Source organism: Kribbella caucasensis (assembly GCF_004361855.1).
GTDB lineage: Bacteria > Actinomycetota > Actinomycetes > Propionibacteriales > Kribbellaceae > Kribbella > Kribbella caucasensis.
Map to the genome: position 1 here is coordinate 256,610 of NZ_SNWQ01000013.1, position 18,171 is coordinate 274,780.

General features: G+C 65.7%; 14 protein-coding genes. 5 read left to right on the forward strand and 9 right to left on the reverse strand.

Annotation, left to right across the window (positions count from 1 at the left end):
* The 3 genes from EV643_RS26185 to EV643_RS26195 are packed head-to-tail and all read right to left on the reverse strand — an operon-like array spanning position 1 to position 3,383.
* Positions 1-1,347 carry a 3-oxoacyl-ACP reductase gene (locus tag EV643_RS26185; RefSeq protein WP_133802785.1) on the reverse strand — a complete coding sequence of 449 codons (1,347 nt, stop codon included), beginning with the start codon at positions 1,345-1,347 and terminating at the stop codon, positions 1-3.
* Between the two features lie 12 nt (positions 1,348-1,359).
* The gene (locus EV643_RS26190) at positions 1,360-2,637 is read right to left on the reverse strand and encodes an acetyl-CoA C-acetyltransferase (RefSeq protein WP_133802786.1); all 1,278 of its coding nucleotides are present in this window, start codon (positions 2,635-2,637) and stop codon (positions 1,360-1,362) included.
* Entirely contained in the window at positions 2,634-3,383 is a 750-nt protein-coding gene (locus EV643_RS26195; protein ID WP_133802787.1) for a TetR/AcrR family transcriptional regulator, read from the reverse strand. Before EV643_RS26195 ends, EV643_RS26190 begins: the two co-directional genes overlap by 4 nt.
* A gap of 135 nt (positions 3,384-3,518) precedes the next feature.
* Between EV643_RS26195 and EV643_RS26200 the strand changes: the two genes are divergently transcribed.
* Entirely contained in the window at positions 3,519-4,838 is a 1,320-nt protein-coding gene (locus EV643_RS26200; RefSeq protein WP_238165807.1) for an acyl-CoA dehydrogenase family protein, read from the forward strand.
* Positions 4,839-4,851: 13 nt separating this feature from the next.
* Here the strand turns inward: EV643_RS26200 and EV643_RS26205 are convergent, their stop codons facing one another.
* A complete protein-coding gene (locus tag EV643_RS26205; RefSeq protein WP_133802788.1) occupies positions 4,852-6,189 on the reverse strand; it encodes a tyrosine-type recombinase/integrase in 1,338 nt (445 codons plus the stop codon).
* A 333-nt stretch (positions 6,190-6,522) separates the two neighbouring features.
* Between EV643_RS26205 and EV643_RS26210 the strand changes: the two genes are divergently transcribed.
* Positions 6,523-7,758, forward strand: coding sequence for a hypothetical protein (locus tag EV643_RS26210; RefSeq protein WP_133802789.1), 1,236 nt, complete (start codon positions 6,523-6,525; stop codon positions 7,756-7,758).
* Positions 7,759-7,772: 14 nt separating this feature from the next.
* Positions 7,773-9,248, forward strand: coding sequence for an SNIPE associated domain-containing protein (locus EV643_RS26215; protein WP_133802790.1), 1,476 nt, complete (start codon positions 7,773-7,775; stop codon positions 9,246-9,248).
* Positions 9,249-9,271: 23 nt separating this feature from the next.
* Here EV643_RS26215 and EV643_RS26220 read toward each other — a convergent pair whose 3' ends face one another.
* The 3 genes from EV643_RS26220 to EV643_RS26225 are packed head-to-tail and all read right to left on the reverse strand — an operon-like array spanning position 9,272 to position 10,966.
* The gene (locus tag EV643_RS26220) at positions 9,272-10,150 is read right to left on the reverse strand and encodes a helix-turn-helix domain-containing protein (protein WP_166665577.1); all 879 of its coding nucleotides are present in this window, start codon (positions 10,148-10,150) and stop codon (positions 9,272-9,274) included.
* 10 nt (positions 10,151-10,160) lie between these two features.
* Positions 10,161-10,730: a DUF6879 family protein gene (locus EV643_RS44280; RefSeq protein ID WP_166665578.1), complete on the reverse strand. Its 570-nt coding sequence runs from the start codon at positions 10,728-10,730 to the stop codon at positions 10,161-10,163.
* On the reverse strand, positions 10,727-10,966 hold the full coding sequence (locus EV643_RS26225; protein ID WP_133802792.1) for a hypothetical protein: 240 nt from the start codon (positions 10,964-10,966) through the stop codon (positions 10,727-10,729). The genes EV643_RS44280 and EV643_RS26225 overlap by 4 nt, the downstream gene beginning before the upstream one ends.
* A gap of 1,271 nt (positions 10,967-12,237) precedes the next feature.
* Here EV643_RS26225 and EV643_RS26235 point away from each other — a divergent pair.
* Positions 12,238-12,573: an IS110 family transposase gene (locus EV643_RS26235; protein ID WP_202869759.1), complete on the forward strand. Its 336-nt coding sequence runs from the start codon at positions 12,238-12,240 to the stop codon at positions 12,571-12,573.
* Positions 12,574-12,709: 136 nt separating this feature from the next.
* Here EV643_RS26235 and EV643_RS44285 read toward each other — a convergent pair whose 3' ends face one another.
* Together EV643_RS44285 and EV643_RS26245 are read right to left on the reverse strand one after the other, a co-directional pair.
* Complete coding sequence (locus EV643_RS44285) at positions 12,710-12,868, reverse strand: hypothetical protein (RefSeq protein ID WP_166665579.1); 159 nt, start codon at positions 12,866-12,868, stop codon at positions 12,710-12,712.
* A gap of 540 nt (positions 12,869-13,408) precedes the next feature.
* A complete protein-coding gene (locus EV643_RS26245) occupies positions 13,409-14,410 on the reverse strand; it encodes a LacI family DNA-binding transcriptional regulator (protein ID WP_166665580.1) in 1,002 nt (333 codons plus the stop codon).
* A 210-nt stretch (positions 14,411-14,620) separates the two neighbouring features.
* Between EV643_RS26245 and EV643_RS26250 the strand changes: the two genes are divergently transcribed.
* Positions 14,621-18,109 (forward strand): alginate lyase family protein, encoded by a 3,489-nt coding sequence (locus EV643_RS26250; protein ID WP_133802795.1) that lies wholly within the window; start codon positions 14,621-14,623, stop codon positions 18,107-18,109.
* Positions 18,110-18,171: the final 62 nt, after the last annotated feature.

The window sequence follows — 18,171 nt, forward strand, 5'->3', positions numbered from 1 at the left end:
TCAGGCGCCCAGCATGCTCTGGCCGCAGACCCGAACCACGTTGCCGGTGACGCCCGCGGACGCTGGATCGGCGTACCAGGCGATCGTTTCGGCCACGTCGACCGGCAGACCGCCTTGCTGCAGGGAGTTGATCCGCCGTCCCACTTCGCGGATCGCGAACGGGACCTTCGCCGTCATCTCGGTCTCGATGAACCCTGGCGCGACCGCGTTGATCCGGATCTGCCGCTCAGCCAGGGTCGGCGCGAGCGCCTGGACCAGGCCGATCACGCCGGCCTTGGAGGTCGCGTAGTTGGTCTGCCCGTTGTTGCCGGCGATCCCCGCGATCGAAGCGACCCCGATGATCGAGCCGCCGTCGCGCAACGCGCCTGATTCCAGTAGGTGCGCGGTGATCCGCTCCGGCGCGCGGAGGTTGACGTCGAGTACGGCGTCCCACGCGTCGGTGCGCATGTTGGCGAGGCGCTTGTCCCGGGTGATTCCCGCGTTGTGTACGACGATGTCGAGGCCGCCGTGGTCTTCCTCGGCATGGGCTGCGATCCGCTGCGGCGCGTCGATCGAGGTGACGTCGAGCAGGAGTTCGCTGCCGCCGATCGCCGACATCACCTTGCGCAGGTCGTTCGCGTTCTGCGGTACGTCGACGCCCATCACGGTCGCGCCGTCGCGGGCGAGCACGTTGGCGATCGCGGCGCCGATACCGCGCGCGGCCCCGGTGACCAGGGCGACCTTGCCGGTGAGCGGTGCGGCCGGATCGTTCGCGACCAGGTGGCCGGGCCCGATCCGGACCACCTGACCATCGACGTACGCCGACTTGGGGGACAGGAAGAACCGCAGTGTCGAGTCGACCTGGTCGTGCGCGTCGGGGGCGACGTACACGAGGTTGACTGTGGCGCCGCGCTTCACCTCCTTGCCGAGCGATCGGGTGAAGCCCTCCAACGCGCGCTGGGCGATCTGCTGCTCCGGGGTCGCCGACAACTCGGGCGTCCGGCCGACCACGATCACCCGGCCGGCGGAACCGAGTTGACGGATCATGGGGGAGAAGAAGCGCTGCAGCGATGTGAGGTCCGCCGTACTGGTGGCGCCGGTCGCGTCGAACACCAGGGCCTTGGGCCGCAACTCGGACGACGCGACGCCCTCGGCCGCAGTACTGAAGGTCGCGCCGATGTCGCGGAGCAAGGCCTGGATCGCCTTGCCGGTGTCGGTGTCGCCGATCGCGCCGAACACCACCGGCCCGTCGATCCACGCCGATCCGTCGGTCCAGCGCGGCAGCGGGATCGGGTCGGGCAGGCCGAGGTTCTTCACCAGGACCCGGCCGACCGATGTCCGGGTGAAGGTCTGGTAGCGATCCGTCATGGTCACGTACTCCTACTTCTCCAGGATGGCGACGACGCCCTGACCACCGGCGGCGCAGATCGAGATCAGCCCCCGGCCGCCGCCGTTCTCGTCCAGCTGCTTGGCCAGCGCGGCCACGATCCGGCCACCGGTCGCCGCGAACGGGTGCCCGGCGGCGAGCGAACTGCCGTTGACGTTCAGCTTGTCCCGGTCGATCTCGCCCAGCGGCGCGTCGAGTCCGAGCCGTTCCTTGCAGAAGATCGGATCCTCCCACGCTTTGAGCGTCGCCAGCACCTGGGACGCGAACGCCTCGTGAATCTCGTAGTAGTCGAAATCCTGCAGAGTCAGACCGGCTCGCGCGAGCATCCGCGGTACGGCGTACGCGGGGGCCATCAACAGTCCCTCGGCACCCTTCACGTAATCCACGGCCGCGGTCTGCGAGTGGGTCAGGTACGCGAGCGGCCGCAGTCCGCGCTCGGCGGCCCACTCGTCGGTCGACAGCAGCACGGTCGACGCGCCGTCGGTCAGGGGAGTGGAGTTGCCGGCCGTCATGGTCGCGGTCTCGCCCTTGCCGAACACGGGCTTCAGCTTGGCCAGCTTCTCGATCGTGGTGTCGGGGCGGAGGTTCTGGTCCCGCTCGAGACCGAGGTACGGCGTGAGCAGGTCGTCCTGGAAGCCGCGATCGTACGCCGCGGCGAGGTTGACGTGGGATCGGTAGGCGAGCTCGTCCTGCGCTTCGCGGGTGATACCCCATTCGAGCGCGGTCAGGGCGGCGTGATCGCCCATCGACTTGCGGGTCCTGGGTTCGGCGTTGCGCGGGATCTCCGGGACGATGTCCTTCGGGCGGATCCGGGCCAGCACCCGGAGCCGGTCGGGCACGGTCTTCGCGCGGTTGAGCTCGAGCAGAATGTTGCGCAGCTCGTCGTTGACCGCGATCGGCGCGTCGGAGGCGGTGTCGACGCCACCCGCGATGCCCGCGTCGATCTGGCCGAGGGCGACCTTGTTCGCGACCAGGACCGCGGCTTCGAGGCCCGTACCGCAGGCTTGCTGGAGGTCGTACGCGGGGGTGGTGGGGGCGAGTTTGGAGCCGAGGACGACCTCGCGGACCATGTTCCAGTCGCGGGCGTGCTTGAGGACGGCGCCGGCGACGACTTCGCCGAGCTCCTGGCCGCCGAGGCCGGTGCGGTCGACGAGACCGTTGAGGGCGGCGGTGAGCATGTCGGAGTTGGAGGCGTGCCGGTAGGTCTTGTCCTGCCGGGCGAACGGGATTCGGTTGCCGGCGACAACGGCCACCTTGCGGGTCTCGGTCACGGTTTCTCTCCTGCTTCGCGTGCTGTGGAGCGCCGGGTGGGTTGGAAGGCCTTGCGGCCCACGGCGGTGGCGAGGGTGGCGGTGATCGCGGTCGACCGGACGGTCGAGATGTCGGCATGGTGCACCACCGGATGCCCCGGCCCGTCACCGGCCTGGCTGCCGGAGACGATCAGGCCGACGCGGGCCATGTGCAGTGAGCCGAGGGTCTGGGTGTAGAGGTGGTTGGCCAGGTAGGCGGTGTCGGCCTCGTCGAACACCCCGGACTTCTGCCCGGCCTTGAGGATCGCCGAGATCCGCTCCAGCGCGGCCGCCATCGCCGAGCCCAGCTTCGTCATCACCGGCTCGGTGATCTCGCCGAACAACTCGTCCCCGGTACGCCGCAGCAGGCTCATCGCGCAGTCCGCGAAGGCCGGATATTCCAGGCAGAAGTCGACGAACACCTCGCTGAGCGCTCGTAGCCGGTTGAGCGGCGCCCGCCGTACCGAGTCGACGCCTTCCAGCCGCTCGTCCAGCTCGCCGAGATAGTCGACCAGGGTGAGCGCGAACAGCTCTTCCTTGCCGGCGAAGTGCCGGTAGATCAGGGCCTTGTTGATGCCGACCCGCTTGGCGATGTCGTCGATCTGCGCGTCGATCGTGCCGCGCTCGTCGAACAGTTCGCGGGTGGCCCGGATGATGTCCCGCTCCCGGTCGCGACGACGCTCCGCCGTGGTACGGCGGCGTCCGATCGCGAGCAGCGCGGAGCTCATTCCCCGATCATAGTCAGAGCGGCGCCCCCTGGTGCAAACGACGGTTACACTCGTGGGTAACATCGTTGTCGCGTCAGTTGTTGACCCTTGCACCTCTGTTGACCCTTGCAGCCTCGCCGGAGGACCTTGATGACTATGACCGACCCGAAGCCGATCGCGTCCGCGGACGTTATGGCACTGGCTGGTGAGCTCGGCGCCGAGCGGGCCAAGCCGGGCTGGAGCACCTTCTCGCTGGCTCTGAATGAGGATCAGAAAGAGATCCGCGACTGGGCCCATGTGTTTGCCGCGGACGTGATGCGCCCGGCCGCATCTGAGTGGGACGAGCGTGAAGAGACTCCGTGGCCGGTGATCCAGGAGGCCGCCAAGATCGGTCTCTACGGCCTGGACTCGAGCATCAACCTGTTCATCGACCCATCCGGCCTGCTGATGCCGCTCGTGCACGAGGAACTCTTCTGGGGTGACGCGGGGATCGGTATGTCGCTGGCCGGCACCGGGCTGGCGAGTTCGGCGATCTTCTCCAACGGGACGCCGGAGCAGTGGAGCCAGTGGATGCCGCGCTGCTACGGCACCCCGGACGACGTGCGGGTGGCCGCGTTCTGTTCGTCCGAGCCGGGTGCCGGTTCGGACGTGTCCGCGATCCGCACTCGGGCGACGTACGACGAGAAGTCGGACGAGTGGGTGATCAACGGGCAGAAGGCGTGGGCCACGAACGGCGGGATCGCCGACATCCACGTCGTCGTCGCCACTGTGGACCCGTCGCTCGGGACGAAGGGGCAGGCCGCGTTCGTCGTACCGAAGTCTGAGGTGAAGGGGCTCGAACGGGGGACCAAGCTGAGGAAGCATGGTCTCCGGGCGTCGCATACCGCGGACGTTTTCTTTGACAACGTGCGGATCCCTGGCGCGAATGTGCTTGGTGGTAAGGAGAAATTGGACGCCCGCTTGGCCAAGGCACGTGAGCCTAAGGAGGGCAACAACGGGCGCAACGCTTCGATGGCGACGTTTGAGATGACTCGCCATATTGTTGCCGCGCAGGCGGTGGGGATCGCGCGGGCGGCGTACGAGTTTGCCCTCGACTATGCCAAGGGGCGCGAGCAGTTCGGCCGGCCGATCATCGACAACCAGGGCATTGCGTTCAAGCTCGCCGACATGGCCCTGGAGATCGACGCGGCCCGGCTGCTGGTTTGGCGCGCGGGCAATATGTCTGCTGCCCTGATGCGTGGTGAGACGCCGGACTACCGCAACGGCGAAGGTTCGATGGCCAAACTCAAGGCCGGCGAGGTCGCCGTCAAGGTCACCGAAGAAGCCATCCAGATCCTGGGCGGAAATGGCTACACCCGCGAGTACCCGGTAGAACGCATGCACCGAGACGCCAAGATCTACACCATCTTCGAAGGCACCAGCGAGATCCAGCGCCTGGTCATCGCCCGCGCGATCTCCGGCATGCGCATCCGGTAGACGTTTCCGCAGGTCAGAGGCTGATCTGAGGCTGGTCAGGGTACAGGCCGCCGTCCGGCTCCCAGGAGGCAGTGGGGGAGCGGACGACGGCCTGCTCCGTGACTGCTCCGTGAGATTTCAGAGAGAACAGTCTCGTGAGCCTGGAGTCCACAGCCTTCCGCGCTCGCTCGTGCGACGACGGCAGCATGTGGGTGTACAGCCTGAGTGTGAACCCGGGATCGCCATGCCCGAGGTACTCCGCCAACTCCTTGATGTTGACGCCGTCAGCCAGCGTGATGCTCGCGTAGTAGTGCCGCAACGCATGCATCCCGTTCTCCCGACTGGAGATGTACTGCCGCCGCCCGCGCCGGTCCGTCTTCGGCTCCGCGATCACGCCCGCGTAAAACAACGCCGGCTTCCACACCAACTCGTCGTACGTCCGTGCCCGGATGTGCTTGTCATCCGTCCACCGGAACATGAGCTTGACGGTCCGCGGCTCCCCGTCAGTCTTCTCCCAAGGCAACGTGTACGGGCGTGGCGCGTGAGCCTCGATGTGCTCCTTCAGGATCAGCGCCGTCCCGTCCGACATCGGCACGGTCCGCTCAGTGTCGTTCTTGGGCAAAGCAAACACGAACTCGCTCCCGAGCTTCTTCACCTGCCGCCGAACGTGGATGACCATCCCATCGAAGTCGACGTCCTCCTCCGCCAGCCCGAACAACTCACCCTGCCGCAGCCCACACGCCGCTCCGAGGGACGCGATCGGCCTGTACACCGGCGGATGCCCCTCAACTATCCGCAGTACGACGTCATCACCCCAAGCGACAACCTTCCCGCCCTTCGACGTCGGCACCTTGACCACCCGCGCCTTGGCCGGATTCCTCTTGGGGCTCTCGTCATCCACCGCCAGATCGAGCGTCCCATGCAAGACCAGGTACGCCGTACGCGCCGTAGACGCCCCGAACCGCGCATCCAAATCCGCAACCCACGCCGCGATCTCCGACGGCTTGATCGTCCTGAGCTGCCGCCGCCCAAACACTGGACTCACATGCAACCGAAGCGCCGACTCGTACTTAATGGCAGTAGAGGGATCCACCACCCGCGAACCCAACCACCGCCCCGCAACCTCCTCAAACCGAACCTTCCCAGCCTCCGGATCGATGTACTCCCCACGCTCCCGATCCGTCTCCATAGCATTCGCATGCCGCTCAGCTGGCGCCTTGGTGGTGAACGCCTTCGTCCGCTCACGCCCCTCGGGATCAATCCATCCCGCCAGCCACCGCTTCCCGTGTCCCCACCTGGCAGTCCGGACCCGTACCGTCGACCCATCCGCCTGCTTCACGCCCCGAGTCCACTGATCCTTCACATACGCCATTGCCGCGCCTCCGCCCGTAGTTGATGTGCGGCAGCTCAACGTCTGAAGCAGGACGGGAATCGAGGATCAAGGTCGGCCTAGTGACAGCGGCCGCGGACTCGAACGCGTGTGGACGTGCTGACGATCGGGACTCGTGGGTCGTGCCGCAGCAGGCTCGGGCTAGGCAGCTCTCGCAGAAGCGGTCGCTTGAAGGGTGGATTTGGTCACGGATTGCAACTATGGTGCACGGTGCACAGGAGGCTCATGGGGTGTGGGCCTTGGGGATGGGCGCGTCGATCCGACGCGTGTGTTTATGGGGTGGAAATGGGTAGAAGGCGTGGTTTCTTCGCTGAGATGCAGCACCAGGCTGCGGTCGCGCAGCGCGAGCGTGAGCGGGCGCAAGCTGCGGCTGTGAGGGAGCAGCTGCGGGCGCAGCGGGAGGCCGAACGTGCCTTCAACGCTGCTCAGAGGGCGAGAGCGGCGGCGGCCAAGGCTGACGTGAGGGCTGCTGCGGAGGCCGAGCGGGAGGCGAAACAGCTTCACATCGCCGCACAGGAGTCGAAGGTAGCGGCGATGAACGCGCAGCTGGAGATGCAGTTGGCGGAGATCGACAGCATCCTCGAGGCGACGCTGAAGGTCGACGACTACGTCGACCTGGAGAAGTTGCGGAAGTCCGCCTCGCATCCGCCGTTCGAATCGAAGTATCAGGCTCCGGTTCCTCCGCCGGCTCCGATTCAGGTGCCTCCGGAGCCGGTGTTCGTGCAGCCGGAGGCACCGAAGGGACTTTCCGCACTCACCGGCAAGAAGAAGCACGCTGGCGCGGTTGCTGCGGCGCGGGCAGCATTCGAGGAGCAGCACCGGCAATGGCAGGCGTACTCGGCATCGATCCCGATGCGACAGTTGGAGCAATTGACGGCGCACACCGCCGCCGAGGAACAGCGACTTCAGAGCCTGGCCTTGGATCGGGCACGCTATGACAAGGAGTGCCAGACTCGCGAGGCCGAGGTTGATGCCGCAAACGCTGAGCTGGACGTCCTGATCCATAACTTCCAGGCGGGCAAGCAGGACGCGGTGACTGAGTACGTCGGGATCGTGTTCGGCAACTCGGTGTACCCCGACAGCATTACCTGGGCGGTCGACTACGAATACGACCAGGAGTCGCGCGAGCTGCGCGTCAGCCTGACCTTCCCGCAACCGGAAGACCTCCCCACGGTCCGCCAGTACAAATATGTGAAGGCAAAGGACGAAATTGCCGAGTCTCCGCAGACGCTGAAGGAGCAACGCGACCGGTATTCGTCGGTGGTCGAGAACATGGTTCTGAGGACGTTGCACGAAGTCTGGGAGTCGGACCGGGAGGGAAAGATCGACAGCATCTCCCTCGCTGGTGGCGTTGCGCACATCGACCCTGCCACCGGGCAAGAGACGTTCACGCCGCTGATCGCGGTTGCTGTCGATCGTGCGACGTTCGGCGCGATTGATCTGGCCCGGGTCACGCCCGCCGAGACATTGAAGTACCTCAAGGCGGTGCTCTCGAAGAATCCGCATGCCCTCGCACGCATCGACACGTCGGCCGGCGTACGCGGGCACTGAACGGAGGATGAGACATGCAGGGCTTCAGATTCAACACCCCTCCGGGCTGGCCGACCCCTCCAGAAGGTTGGGTGCCGCCGGACGGTTGGTTGCCGGACCCGTCCTGGCCACCAGCGCCTGTCAATTGGGCGTTCTGGATTCCTGACGACGGCGGACAGACCGGATCGCCGAGACCGAAACACCGTGCTACTGAACCCGCGGTCGAGGCTGCCGAGGTCGCCTTGCCGGATGCTGGTTCGGCTCCCAAGCAGGACATTGGGTCGGAGCCGACCCTGCCGCTGTCCGACGATGAGGCACCGGCTGGTGAGCGCCAGCGGTTGGCTGCACTGCGAGATGAGATCGCTGCAGAGACGAAGAAGCTTGCCGATCTCCGTGCTTCGGTTGAGAGTCTGCGGCGCCAAGGTTCGTCGGATGGCGGCGACGACCTGGAGCAGTCGGCAGCGGACCTCCGCGCGCAACTGGTGGAACTCAACGATGCGCTGTTGCTGCAGCAGGTGGGGATCTACGAATACCACCACCCACTGGAGAATGCCGACGCCTACAGGGAACGGCTCGCCGACCTACGAGAGCGCACCAAGACGCGCGTACGCTCCAAAGAAGCTGTGCTCGCCTCGGACATGTTCTCGTACAACAACTCCTTGGCGAAGGGACGGAAGATGACATCCGACTTCGCCAAACTGATGCTCCGGGCCTACAACGCCGAGGCCGATAACTGCGTCCGATCTCTGCGGGTCGGCGCTGTGGCAACGGCGAAGAAGCGGCTTGAAGCCTCGGTTGAGACCATCGCGCGGCTGGGCAGCATGATGGAGATGCGGATCTCCCCGGACTATCACGCTCTCAGACTTGAGGAGATCGAACTCACCGCGGACTACCTGATGAAGGTGCAGGAGGAGCGCGAGCAAGCGCGCGAGGAACGCGAACGACTCCGCGAAGAACGCAAAGCAGAACAGGAACTTGCGGCCGAGCGCGAACGCCTCGATAAGGAGCGAACGCACTACTTGAACGCCCTGCAGGCATTGAAGGACCAGGGCAAACTCGAGGAGGCCGCCGAACTCGAAGCACATCTTGGTGAGATCGATAAGGCTATCGAGTTGAACGACTTCCGGGCTGCCAACATCCGAGCCGGATATGTGTATGTCATCAGCAACATCGGTGCCTTCGGCAAGGACGTCGTGAAGATCGGGCTCACGCGCAGACTCGAGCCGCTCGACCGGATCCGGGAGCTGGGCGATGCCTCAGTTCCCTTTCCGTTCGACGTTCATGCACTGTACTTCTCTGATGACGCAGTGACATTGGAGAACGAACTCCATGCAGCGTTCGCGGATCGGCGGCTGAACCAGGTCAATCTCCGGCGAGAGTTCTTCTTCGCGACGCCGACTGAAGTCCGGGGGATCCTGGCCGCCAAGGTCGGCAGCTTGCTCGAGTTCTCGGAGGCACCGGAAGCCACACAGTACTTTCAGAGCCACGCTGGCTGGCCAGCTCGGGCGTAGCAAGGTTGGGTGTGGCCTCGTCGTCATTCGCCGGCGGGTGTGTGATGTGTTGCCTGCTGCTGGCCGAGTGTTCGGGTGAGGATGGCTCGGGCGTCGTCGCCGTAGGCGGCTGCATTGGCGAGGTGGCCGAAGACTCGTTCGTAGGCTGCGAGTTCGTCTGACTGGCTGATGTTGAGTACGGCGGTGAAGAGTTCGACGATGGCGAGTTTATTGTCGTAGAGGTAGAAGCCGTGGAGTGGGCCGACGCTGAGTGGTACGCCGAACGGGATGATGCCGACGCGGATGGTCGGGAGTGTGGTCATGGAGATGAGGTGGCCGATCTGGCCGGTCATGACGTCGGGTGGGCAGACCTGGTAGCGGAGCACGGCTTCGGTCATGACGAAGTGGAATCGCTTGTCGCCGCGGTGCAGGACTCGTTGCCGGTCCATGCGGGCCGCGATGGCTTCTTCGAGTTCGGCTTCGCTCTTCGGTACGCCGCGTTCGGACTCGTCGGGGTCGCCTTCTGCGAATCGGTACCTGGCGTACTCGGCTGTCTGGAGCAGGCCCGGGACGAAACACGGCTCGAAGTTGCGGGTGAGTTCGGTCTTCGACTCGATCTCGGCGATCGATCGTTGCCGGGAGGGGAGTCCGGTACGGAACATGCGCCGGAACTCGACGTACTGCTGCTCCAGTGACCGCAGGGTCGCGACGAGTTCGGGGACGAGTTGCTCGCGATCGCAGATCCGGGCCCAGGTGGTGACGTCGGTGTCGGACGGTGTCTGCCGGCCGGCCTCGATCTTGGAAATCTTGGAGGGTGGCCAGCCGGCCTCGCTGGCGAGGCGGCGGCCGGTGAGGTGGGCGTCCAGCCTCATCTCCCGAAGCCGGTTGCCGAGCGCCTCGCGCGCTCGCTGGAAACTGGACACCCACGCTCGCTTACTTGTTGATGTTGTTCTTGCGGAGGAACTCGTCGTCGAAGGTGCCAAGATAGTCGGCCCTGGGCAACGCGAACCGCCGTGCGATGTCGCGGTAGTGCGCGTGTTCGACGACCACCGCGGGGTCATGGATCACGTCGGCGCCGAGTAGGACGTCCTGATCGTCGTGGCGCAAGATGCACATCTTGTGCGAGTCGAGCAGCCAGTAGTCGTACGTCGGTAGGCCCAGCTCGTCGGCGCGGTCGCGTGCGATGTAGCGGATGTCTTCGCCCGCTGCGGTGTTGAGCCGGGACAGGTTGAGTCCGAAGCGGGTGTAGTCCGACCAGGGTTCGGTGACGACACGAACGCGCTCGACGCGCTGGCCCTCCAGCGTGCGCCGGAGGATCAGGCCCATCCAGTCTTCCATCCAGGAGTCGTCGCTGGGCTGTCCTGTGAGGAACTTCTGCACGTGTTCGGCTTCGCCGGGGTCGGCGTAGTTGTCCCGCACCTCCAGCCGATACGCCGTGTGCTGGTAGCTGCGGGCGAACTGGACGAACTCCGGTCCGGCACTGACGAAGGTTGAGTCGGTCACGCTGTCGTACCGGTGTGGTGCGCAACGATCAGGTCCGCGAGGCCCTTCGTGATGATGACCGCGTCCTCGCCGTCGGGGAAGTTCACGAGCTGGCCGCGGGCGTGGTCGCTGGTGAGCTTGTAGCCCTGCACGATGAATCGACCGTCGTCGGTCGCGTAGTACGACGGGCAGCCGTCCTTCCCGGTGTTCGGGTCGGTAGCGATGTGTTCGAGCTGTTCGGGCTGCTTGTGGTCCATGTGCGTCTCCTGGGTGAGGCGGTCGGTAACTCCGGCTGTTCACTCAGCGTGCGGGAATGCTCGCGCAACAGTCAACACCTTCGCGAGAAATTGCAAGCAACTTTCTTCAGCGCGCGCAGACCGCTCCCTAAGGTGTAGTCACCGGCCAGGGCGGCGGTTGAGCGCGTTCTCCTGCCCTGTCGCCCTGGCCGCTCCAAGCAATGGCTCTGTCGGAGGAAGAGTGAACGCAACCGAGCAGCAAACGCGGGACTGGCCAGTGCTCCGTTCAGCCCAGGAGTTGGACTGCGACGGCAGGAATCCTCGTACCGACGAACCCTGCCTCCTCGGTTATCACCGCGGACCACATCGGGACGAGACTGGTGACGAGTGGCTCGACGACTGACCCCACACCTCCAGCGGTCCGCATAGCGCGGACATCGTTGATCAGGCCGCGGCTCACCGCCTTTTTGATGGACACGCGTTTGCTGGCGGAGAACGCGGACGAACTCTCGCTGCCGGGTCAATCGGGCACGGACTGGGCCAACCCCTTCGCCTGTGTCGAATGAACCAGCCCCGTCAGAGTGTCATCGCGACCTCCGCGCCGCCGCAGCTTACGGAGGCTCAAGCGCATCGACAGGCCGGCGTCATGTCCAAGATCCGTACGGCCGCCGAGGCCACGGCAACTCTGTGATCAGGCGTCTCTGTGCCAGGGAAAGCTGCTCCCGGAGCGTGGCGTTGGCCTGCTGAAGTTGGGTGACTTGGCGCTGCAGACGGTCGACTTCCGCCACGAGGACGGCGATGTGTTCAGCCTGGATTGCTTCTGCTGAGCGGACTCGTTTTCGGCTCCGCCAGTTGCGGAGGCGGCAGCGATCTGAGCAGAAGCGTTGGTCGGATCTGGCCGCTGTATAGGTGTCGCCGCAGTACTCACAGACGTGTTGGCGCGCGGTCGGATTGTGCCCAAATGGGGGTGGAAGGTCGTCCATAAAGGCTCAACGTCCGGTCCGCGAACATGCCGAAATACGCGTTGCACATCGCTGACACGCCTCGAATGCCAGATGTGTAACGGCTTGCGACTTCGTCGCTGCGGCGGCGGGATGAGAATCGTGGGTGCCGTTCGGCGACGTCGAGTCACACTGGTGCGGGTGAGCCCGTAGATGCGTAAGGCGCGGGGTCTTCGGGTGCCGGTGGATTGTTGCTGCGAGCACGTGGGTCTGTGTCCTGGCAGAGGGCCCTCCGGACGGTGCGCAGCCGCGGGTGTCGCGGGTCGGAGTCGAGGCCGGAGGGAGTTCTCGATGGAGGTGTTGTTCGAGCGGGTGGCGGGCTTGGATGTCGGCAAGGCGTCGGTCACCGTTTGCGTGCGCATTCCGGGCAAGAGGCAGGGGAGCCGTTCGTCGCAGACGCGGACGTTCAAGACCACGATCGGGTCGCTGCGGGTGATGCGCGATTGGCTGGTCGAGAACGGCGTGACGGTCGCGGCGATGGAGTCGACGTCGACGTATTGGAAGCCGCCGTTCTACTGCCTGGAGGAGGTGATGGAGGTCTGGCTGCTGAACGCCGCGCACATGAAGGCGGTGCCGGGCCGCAAGACCGATGTGCGGGATGCGGAGTGGATCCGCCCAGTTGCTTGAGCACGGGCTGTTGTCGCCGTCGTTTGCCGGTGACGAGGACACGATTTGTCGTGCCGTGGACACTGCGTGGTCGGCGATGGGTTCGTAATAGCGAGCGATCAAGGCGAGGTTGACCGCTGCCTCGACGCCGTAGGGATCACAGGCCGGGGGTACTGGAAACGCACGGTCTTGGCGAGGTGTCGACGTCCACCAAGGTGTCGGACGTGATGACGGCTTCGGCTTGGGCGAGGTTGGTGCTCAGGACGGCCGCTGTCGACTGTCCGACCGCGGCGCCGACGGCCACCCCCAACAGCATTCGGCCAGAGCCGAGATTTTCCGGTGGAGGGAAGGAGAACACTGTGAGCACGCGCGATGGAAACCGCGAGAGGAGTATTGACTTGGGCGCCGCCCTGGTTACGGTGGCGGCCATGGCCAACCACGCCCGCGGCCGTTCGGTCCCGGTCCACCAGACCGCAGATCCGGACGACATCCACGCTGTCGGGTACGGTCCCCTCGAGGTGCCACACGTACCCCGAGGGCTACGCCGGAATGCCAATGCACAAGGAGACTTCGGTGCGGGACGGGCGCTGGAACTATCATCTGATGCTCCCCTGTCCAACGTCGGTGTACGTGACTGGTACCGCCGGACGATGGAGTGACGGGAGCAACCGGCGGGCTCGCCGACGTTCCACTGGTGAGCTGCAGATCGGTAGGGAGGTGTCACGGGGCCTACCGCAGGGCTCTCGTAAGCACTGTAATGACATAACGTCACGTCAGTTTAGTGTCGCCCTTTACTTGACGTCTGTTTGACGTTACTGTTCGAGCTCGTGGGCCGCTCTGACCCGCCGGCGCCTGGTCAGGCGTCGGCCAGGGCTGTCGCCGAGTCGCGGACGACAAGCTCGGGCTCGGGATTGGCGATGATGCCGCCGGCGCAGGGGCGTCCCGCCATCAGCTCGTACAGCCCGTGGACGCCGGCCCGGCCGAGCTCGTACATGGGCATCCGGACCGCGGTCACGGCGGGGCGCAGGTGTTCCATCAGGCCGACGTCGTGGATCCCGACGACAGACAGCTGGTCGGGTACGGCGATGCCGAGGTCCCGGGCGGCGGCCAGTACCCCGACGGCGCTCATGATGTTGTTCACCACGACCGCGGTCGGCGCGGCCGGCAGCTGCAGAGCCTGTCGCAGCCCGTCGGCACCGGCCTGCTCACCGAACCCGGTGGCCAGGTGCGGCGCCGGTTCCAGCCCGGCCTGCTGCATCTCCTGCTGATACCCGAGGTAGCGCTGCCGGAACGCGTGTCCGGTCGCCCCACCGATGAAGACGATCCGGCGATGGCGCAGGTTGAGCAGGAATCGGGTCGCGATCTCGCCCGCGCGGCAGTCGTCGATGCTGACCCAAGGGTGGTCCTGGGCGTAGTCCAGGCTGAGGATCGGCTTGGGATGGGAGCGAAGCTCGGCCATCACGTCGTCGTCGTACAGCCGGTCATCCCGGATCAGGATGCCGTCGACGGTGCCGTGGCTGAGCAGCCGGGTGACGAACTGGCTGCCGGAGCGCATCGTCTCGGCGTCGCCAAGCAGGACTGTCCCGCCGCGCTCGGCCGCGGCCGCGTAGACGCCGCGCAGCAGGTGGGTGTAGACGGGATTGTCGAGCTTGTGGAGGATCAGCGCGATCATGCCGGTGCGGTTGAGCCGCAGGGACCGGGCCGCTTGGTTGGGCTGGTAGTCGAGGTTCTCCATGGCCTGGATGACCCGCGCACGGGTGGCCTCGCTCATCCGGGTGTGGGTCGTGCCGTTGAGCACGGCCGACACGACCGCGACCGATACCCCCGCTGTGCGGGCGATGTCCCGTTGCGTTGCCACGCTTGCAAGCCCCCTCGAACCGTTGACGTAACGTCTCAACCAAGCCTACGGTGAATTAACGATACGTCACCTAAGGGGCCTCGGCCCGGAACCAGGCCAGTCTCGCGCGCGCGCCCCTGGACCGACCGCGCGAACCGTGGGGGTGCTTGGGCGCTGGTGGGTGCAGTCGAAGGACTCAACGAACACTCTCACGTGTCAGAAGGAGATGGGATGCAACGGAGACTTCTTCGGCGGAGCACTCGCCGCCGTGCCCATGCGTGGGCTGCGACGACAGTCGCGCTGGCTCTGATGGTGACGGGTCTGTCGCCGGCCCGGGCCGCCACGACCGACATGTCGGATCTCGGTGAGCTGCTCGACATGACGCGTCCGGGGCTCGCCCGCGTGGCGGCGGAGCTTGCCGCCGGCGATGAGGCGGGCGCCGCGGCCGAGCTCAAGGTCTACTACGCGGGCCGCACAGGCATCGAGTACCCGGGTGTGGGCGGGGGAGGAGGCGGCGACGCGACCGCCGACGAATTGGCGGCGGGGACCTTCCGGTTCGGCACCGTGACCCGTGACTTCTACGACGATGCCGCGCAGCGGATCGACGTGGACTGGGCGGATGCCTGGGGCGGGACGGAGACCGCCCCAGGTAGCGCACAGGTTCTGATGAGTGACTTCGCGTTCATGTCGACGCTGACGAGCGCTTATCTGAAGGAGAGCGACCCGCAGAAGCGTGCGGCGTACGCGTCGGCGTGGATGGACATCTCACTGGACTTCTTCGCCGACAATCCGAGCTGGCCGCAGAACCGCAACCTATCGGGCGGCAAGCGGCTGACCCAGCTCGTCAGCGCGTTCTCCGTGTTCCGCACGGAGCCGAGCATCGACGCGAATGACCTCGTGGCGTACCTGTCCGGCGTGCACGCGACGACGGATCTCCTCGCGACTGTGCTGCAGATCCATGTCGGAAACAACTGGTATGTCTCGATGGCCCGCGCGATCTACGTCACGGCGGTCTATCTGCCCGAGTTCACGGCGTCCTTCGTCTGGGAGCCGTTCGTGGTGCGCTCTGTCGAGCGGTTCCTGCGCGCCTGGGTGAAGGGTGACGGCGTGTACCGCGAGCCGACGTTCAACTATCAGGCCTACGTGGCGGATCTGATCAACACGATGATCGAAGTAGCGGATGCCAACGGGCGAACCCTTCCCGACGGGATTGTTCAGTCAGCGGATTGGATCGCGGATGCGCTGTTCGCGACCCGTCAGCCGAATCTCGAGACCGCGCTCGTCGGTGATTCTCCGAACACGGACGCGGGCGAGAGCGCGATTCGGAGGACCGGTGAGCGTAATTCCTGGTCCGACTTCACCTGGGTCGCCTCCGGGCGCACCGAGGGCACCGTCCCGACGCTGTCGTCCACGGTGTTTCCGATCAGCTATGCGGTCCAGCGGTCCGGGTGGGACGCCGACGCGCGGTACATGCTGATCAACAACCAGAACTCCAGCTATACGGCCTCCCATCGGCATCCCGACGACCTCAGCCTGGTGATGGCGGCGTACGGGCGTCCGCTGATCGTCGACCCCGGAGCGGGGGACTACAGCGCGACCCCGACGAACGACTGGATGCGCCGCACGACCGAGGCGCACAACACCGTCGAGGTCGACGGACAACCGCAGCCCGCCGGCCTGCCCCGCTCGACGTCGCTGTGGCGCTCGAACGCGGGCCTCGATATCTACCGCGGTAAGACGCAGGCCTACCGGCCGATCGCGCACGATCGCGTCGTCTACTTCGTCAAGCCCGGCTTCTGGGTCGTCTCCGACGACCTCACGGGTGCCACCGGCGCGCACGACTACCGGCAGCTCTGGCACTTCCCTGGCGATCCGGTCACCGTCGACCCGAACACGAACGTCGCCACGGTCGGGTTCGACACGGTGCCCGGCGCCGCACCGGTTGCCGGCGTGCAGCTCGTCCCCGTGGCCCCGGCCGGCGCCGATCTCACGTCGAAAGTCCACGAGAACGGCGCCGTGCGCGTGGGCGAGCAGGTTCTCACGGACGTCGACTACCTGTCGTACGACTGGTCCACTACTGGCGCCACAGGACTGGACACGGTCGTTGTTCCCGGCAAGGCCGGCGCCGCGCCCTCGGTCACGGCGTCGCGCATCGAACTGCCCCAGGTGGATCACTCCGTGGCCAGCGCGATGGAGATCGACCTGCCGAAAGCGACCGGCCGCTTCTACCTGTCGCGCGAGGCGATTCCCTCGTCGAGGCAGTTCGGGGCTGCCGCGACCGACGCCGAGACCGCCTACCTCGAGCGTGCCAAGAGCGGCGGGCTGACGCGGTACGCGCTGACCCAGGGATCGTCGCTGGCCGACGACGGGGACACCGTCATCGAAGCCTCCGGAGTTGTGTCCGATGTCAGTGTGGAACTGCAGGGTGCTACCGCCCAGATCTCGCTGGGGGACCCCTTCACCGGCACCCTTTCGATCAACGCGCCGAAGGCACGCGCGGTGAAGATCAACGGCACCCCGACCGCGTTCACCCGCACCGGCAACCTCGTCACCGTCTCGGCCAAGGCGGCCTTCGCCCCGAAGCCGTTGCTCAACGAGGAGTTCACCGACGCGAGCCTGGACAGCACCGTCTATGACTTCAATGGCTCCCTTGACGGCTGGACGCCAGTGCAGGGCACCTGGACGCTGGGCGGCGCGCAGCCTGACACGCAGCTGGTGCAGACCTCGAGTACGGACACGCAGTCGTTGGCGGTGCAGCAGGACGTACCGGACGACGTGGTCGTGACTGCCGACATCGTTCCGGGGACACGAAACCAGACGACGGCAACGACCGGTCTCGCGTTCCGCTACCACGATTCCCGCAACTACTACCGGGCCGATGTTGTCAATACATCGGGCGGCGCGAAGCTGCAGCTCGTGAAGGTTTACAACGCGACGTCTACGCTTCTCGCGGAGACGGAGCTGCCCATCAACGCAGACAGCGCGCACACGCTGACCGTCTCCGCAGTCGGGAAGCATCTGATCGCCACAGTGGGCAACACGTCGATCTCCGCAGACGACACGCAATTGCCGACGGGTGGTGCCGCCGCCTCCACGAATGGCCGGGCCGCGGCCTTTGACAACATCACGATCAAGGAAGGGCTCGACCAGGCCAATTGGCGGGGCATCGCAGGAAAGGCGTCTGTCAACTCGGGTCAGTTGAAGCTCACGCCTACCGATGGCAGGGCGCACGTACTGGCCGACTCGACACTGCCGTCACGCTTCTCCGAGACGTGCGACTATGTCGCGCAGGCCACGGTCACGATCAATGGATCCGTCGGCACCGCAGGCATCTCGCTGCGAGACACCTCGGACTCCTATGGGTACCGGATCCACCTCGGCAAGACGAGCAGTAGAACTCAGTACGCGAGTATCATCCGGGAGGCTCACGCGTCGGGTCCGGTCGCGGTGGGCACGGTATCCCTCAGCAACCCGTTGACAGGTCCCGTCGAATTTGGTGCAGCGATCCACGGTGACCGTATCACCGTCACGTTGAACGGCGTTCAGATCCTGGAGGGTCGCGACACCGTTGTCCGGAGCGGCGGCTTTGGGCTCTACGCATCCACGGAGAGCACGTTTGAGAACGTCACTGTCGCACGCTCCTGCGAGCGAAAGCGCGTCCGTCCAAGTGTTCCCGGCGCAGGCCAGCGGAATTTGTCAAGGCGGATGAGGCCAGCGTGAGTTAGGCGGCTAGTTTTGTGTCGGTTTCCTTCTGGGGTGTCGGTGCTGGTCTGTTGATCCAT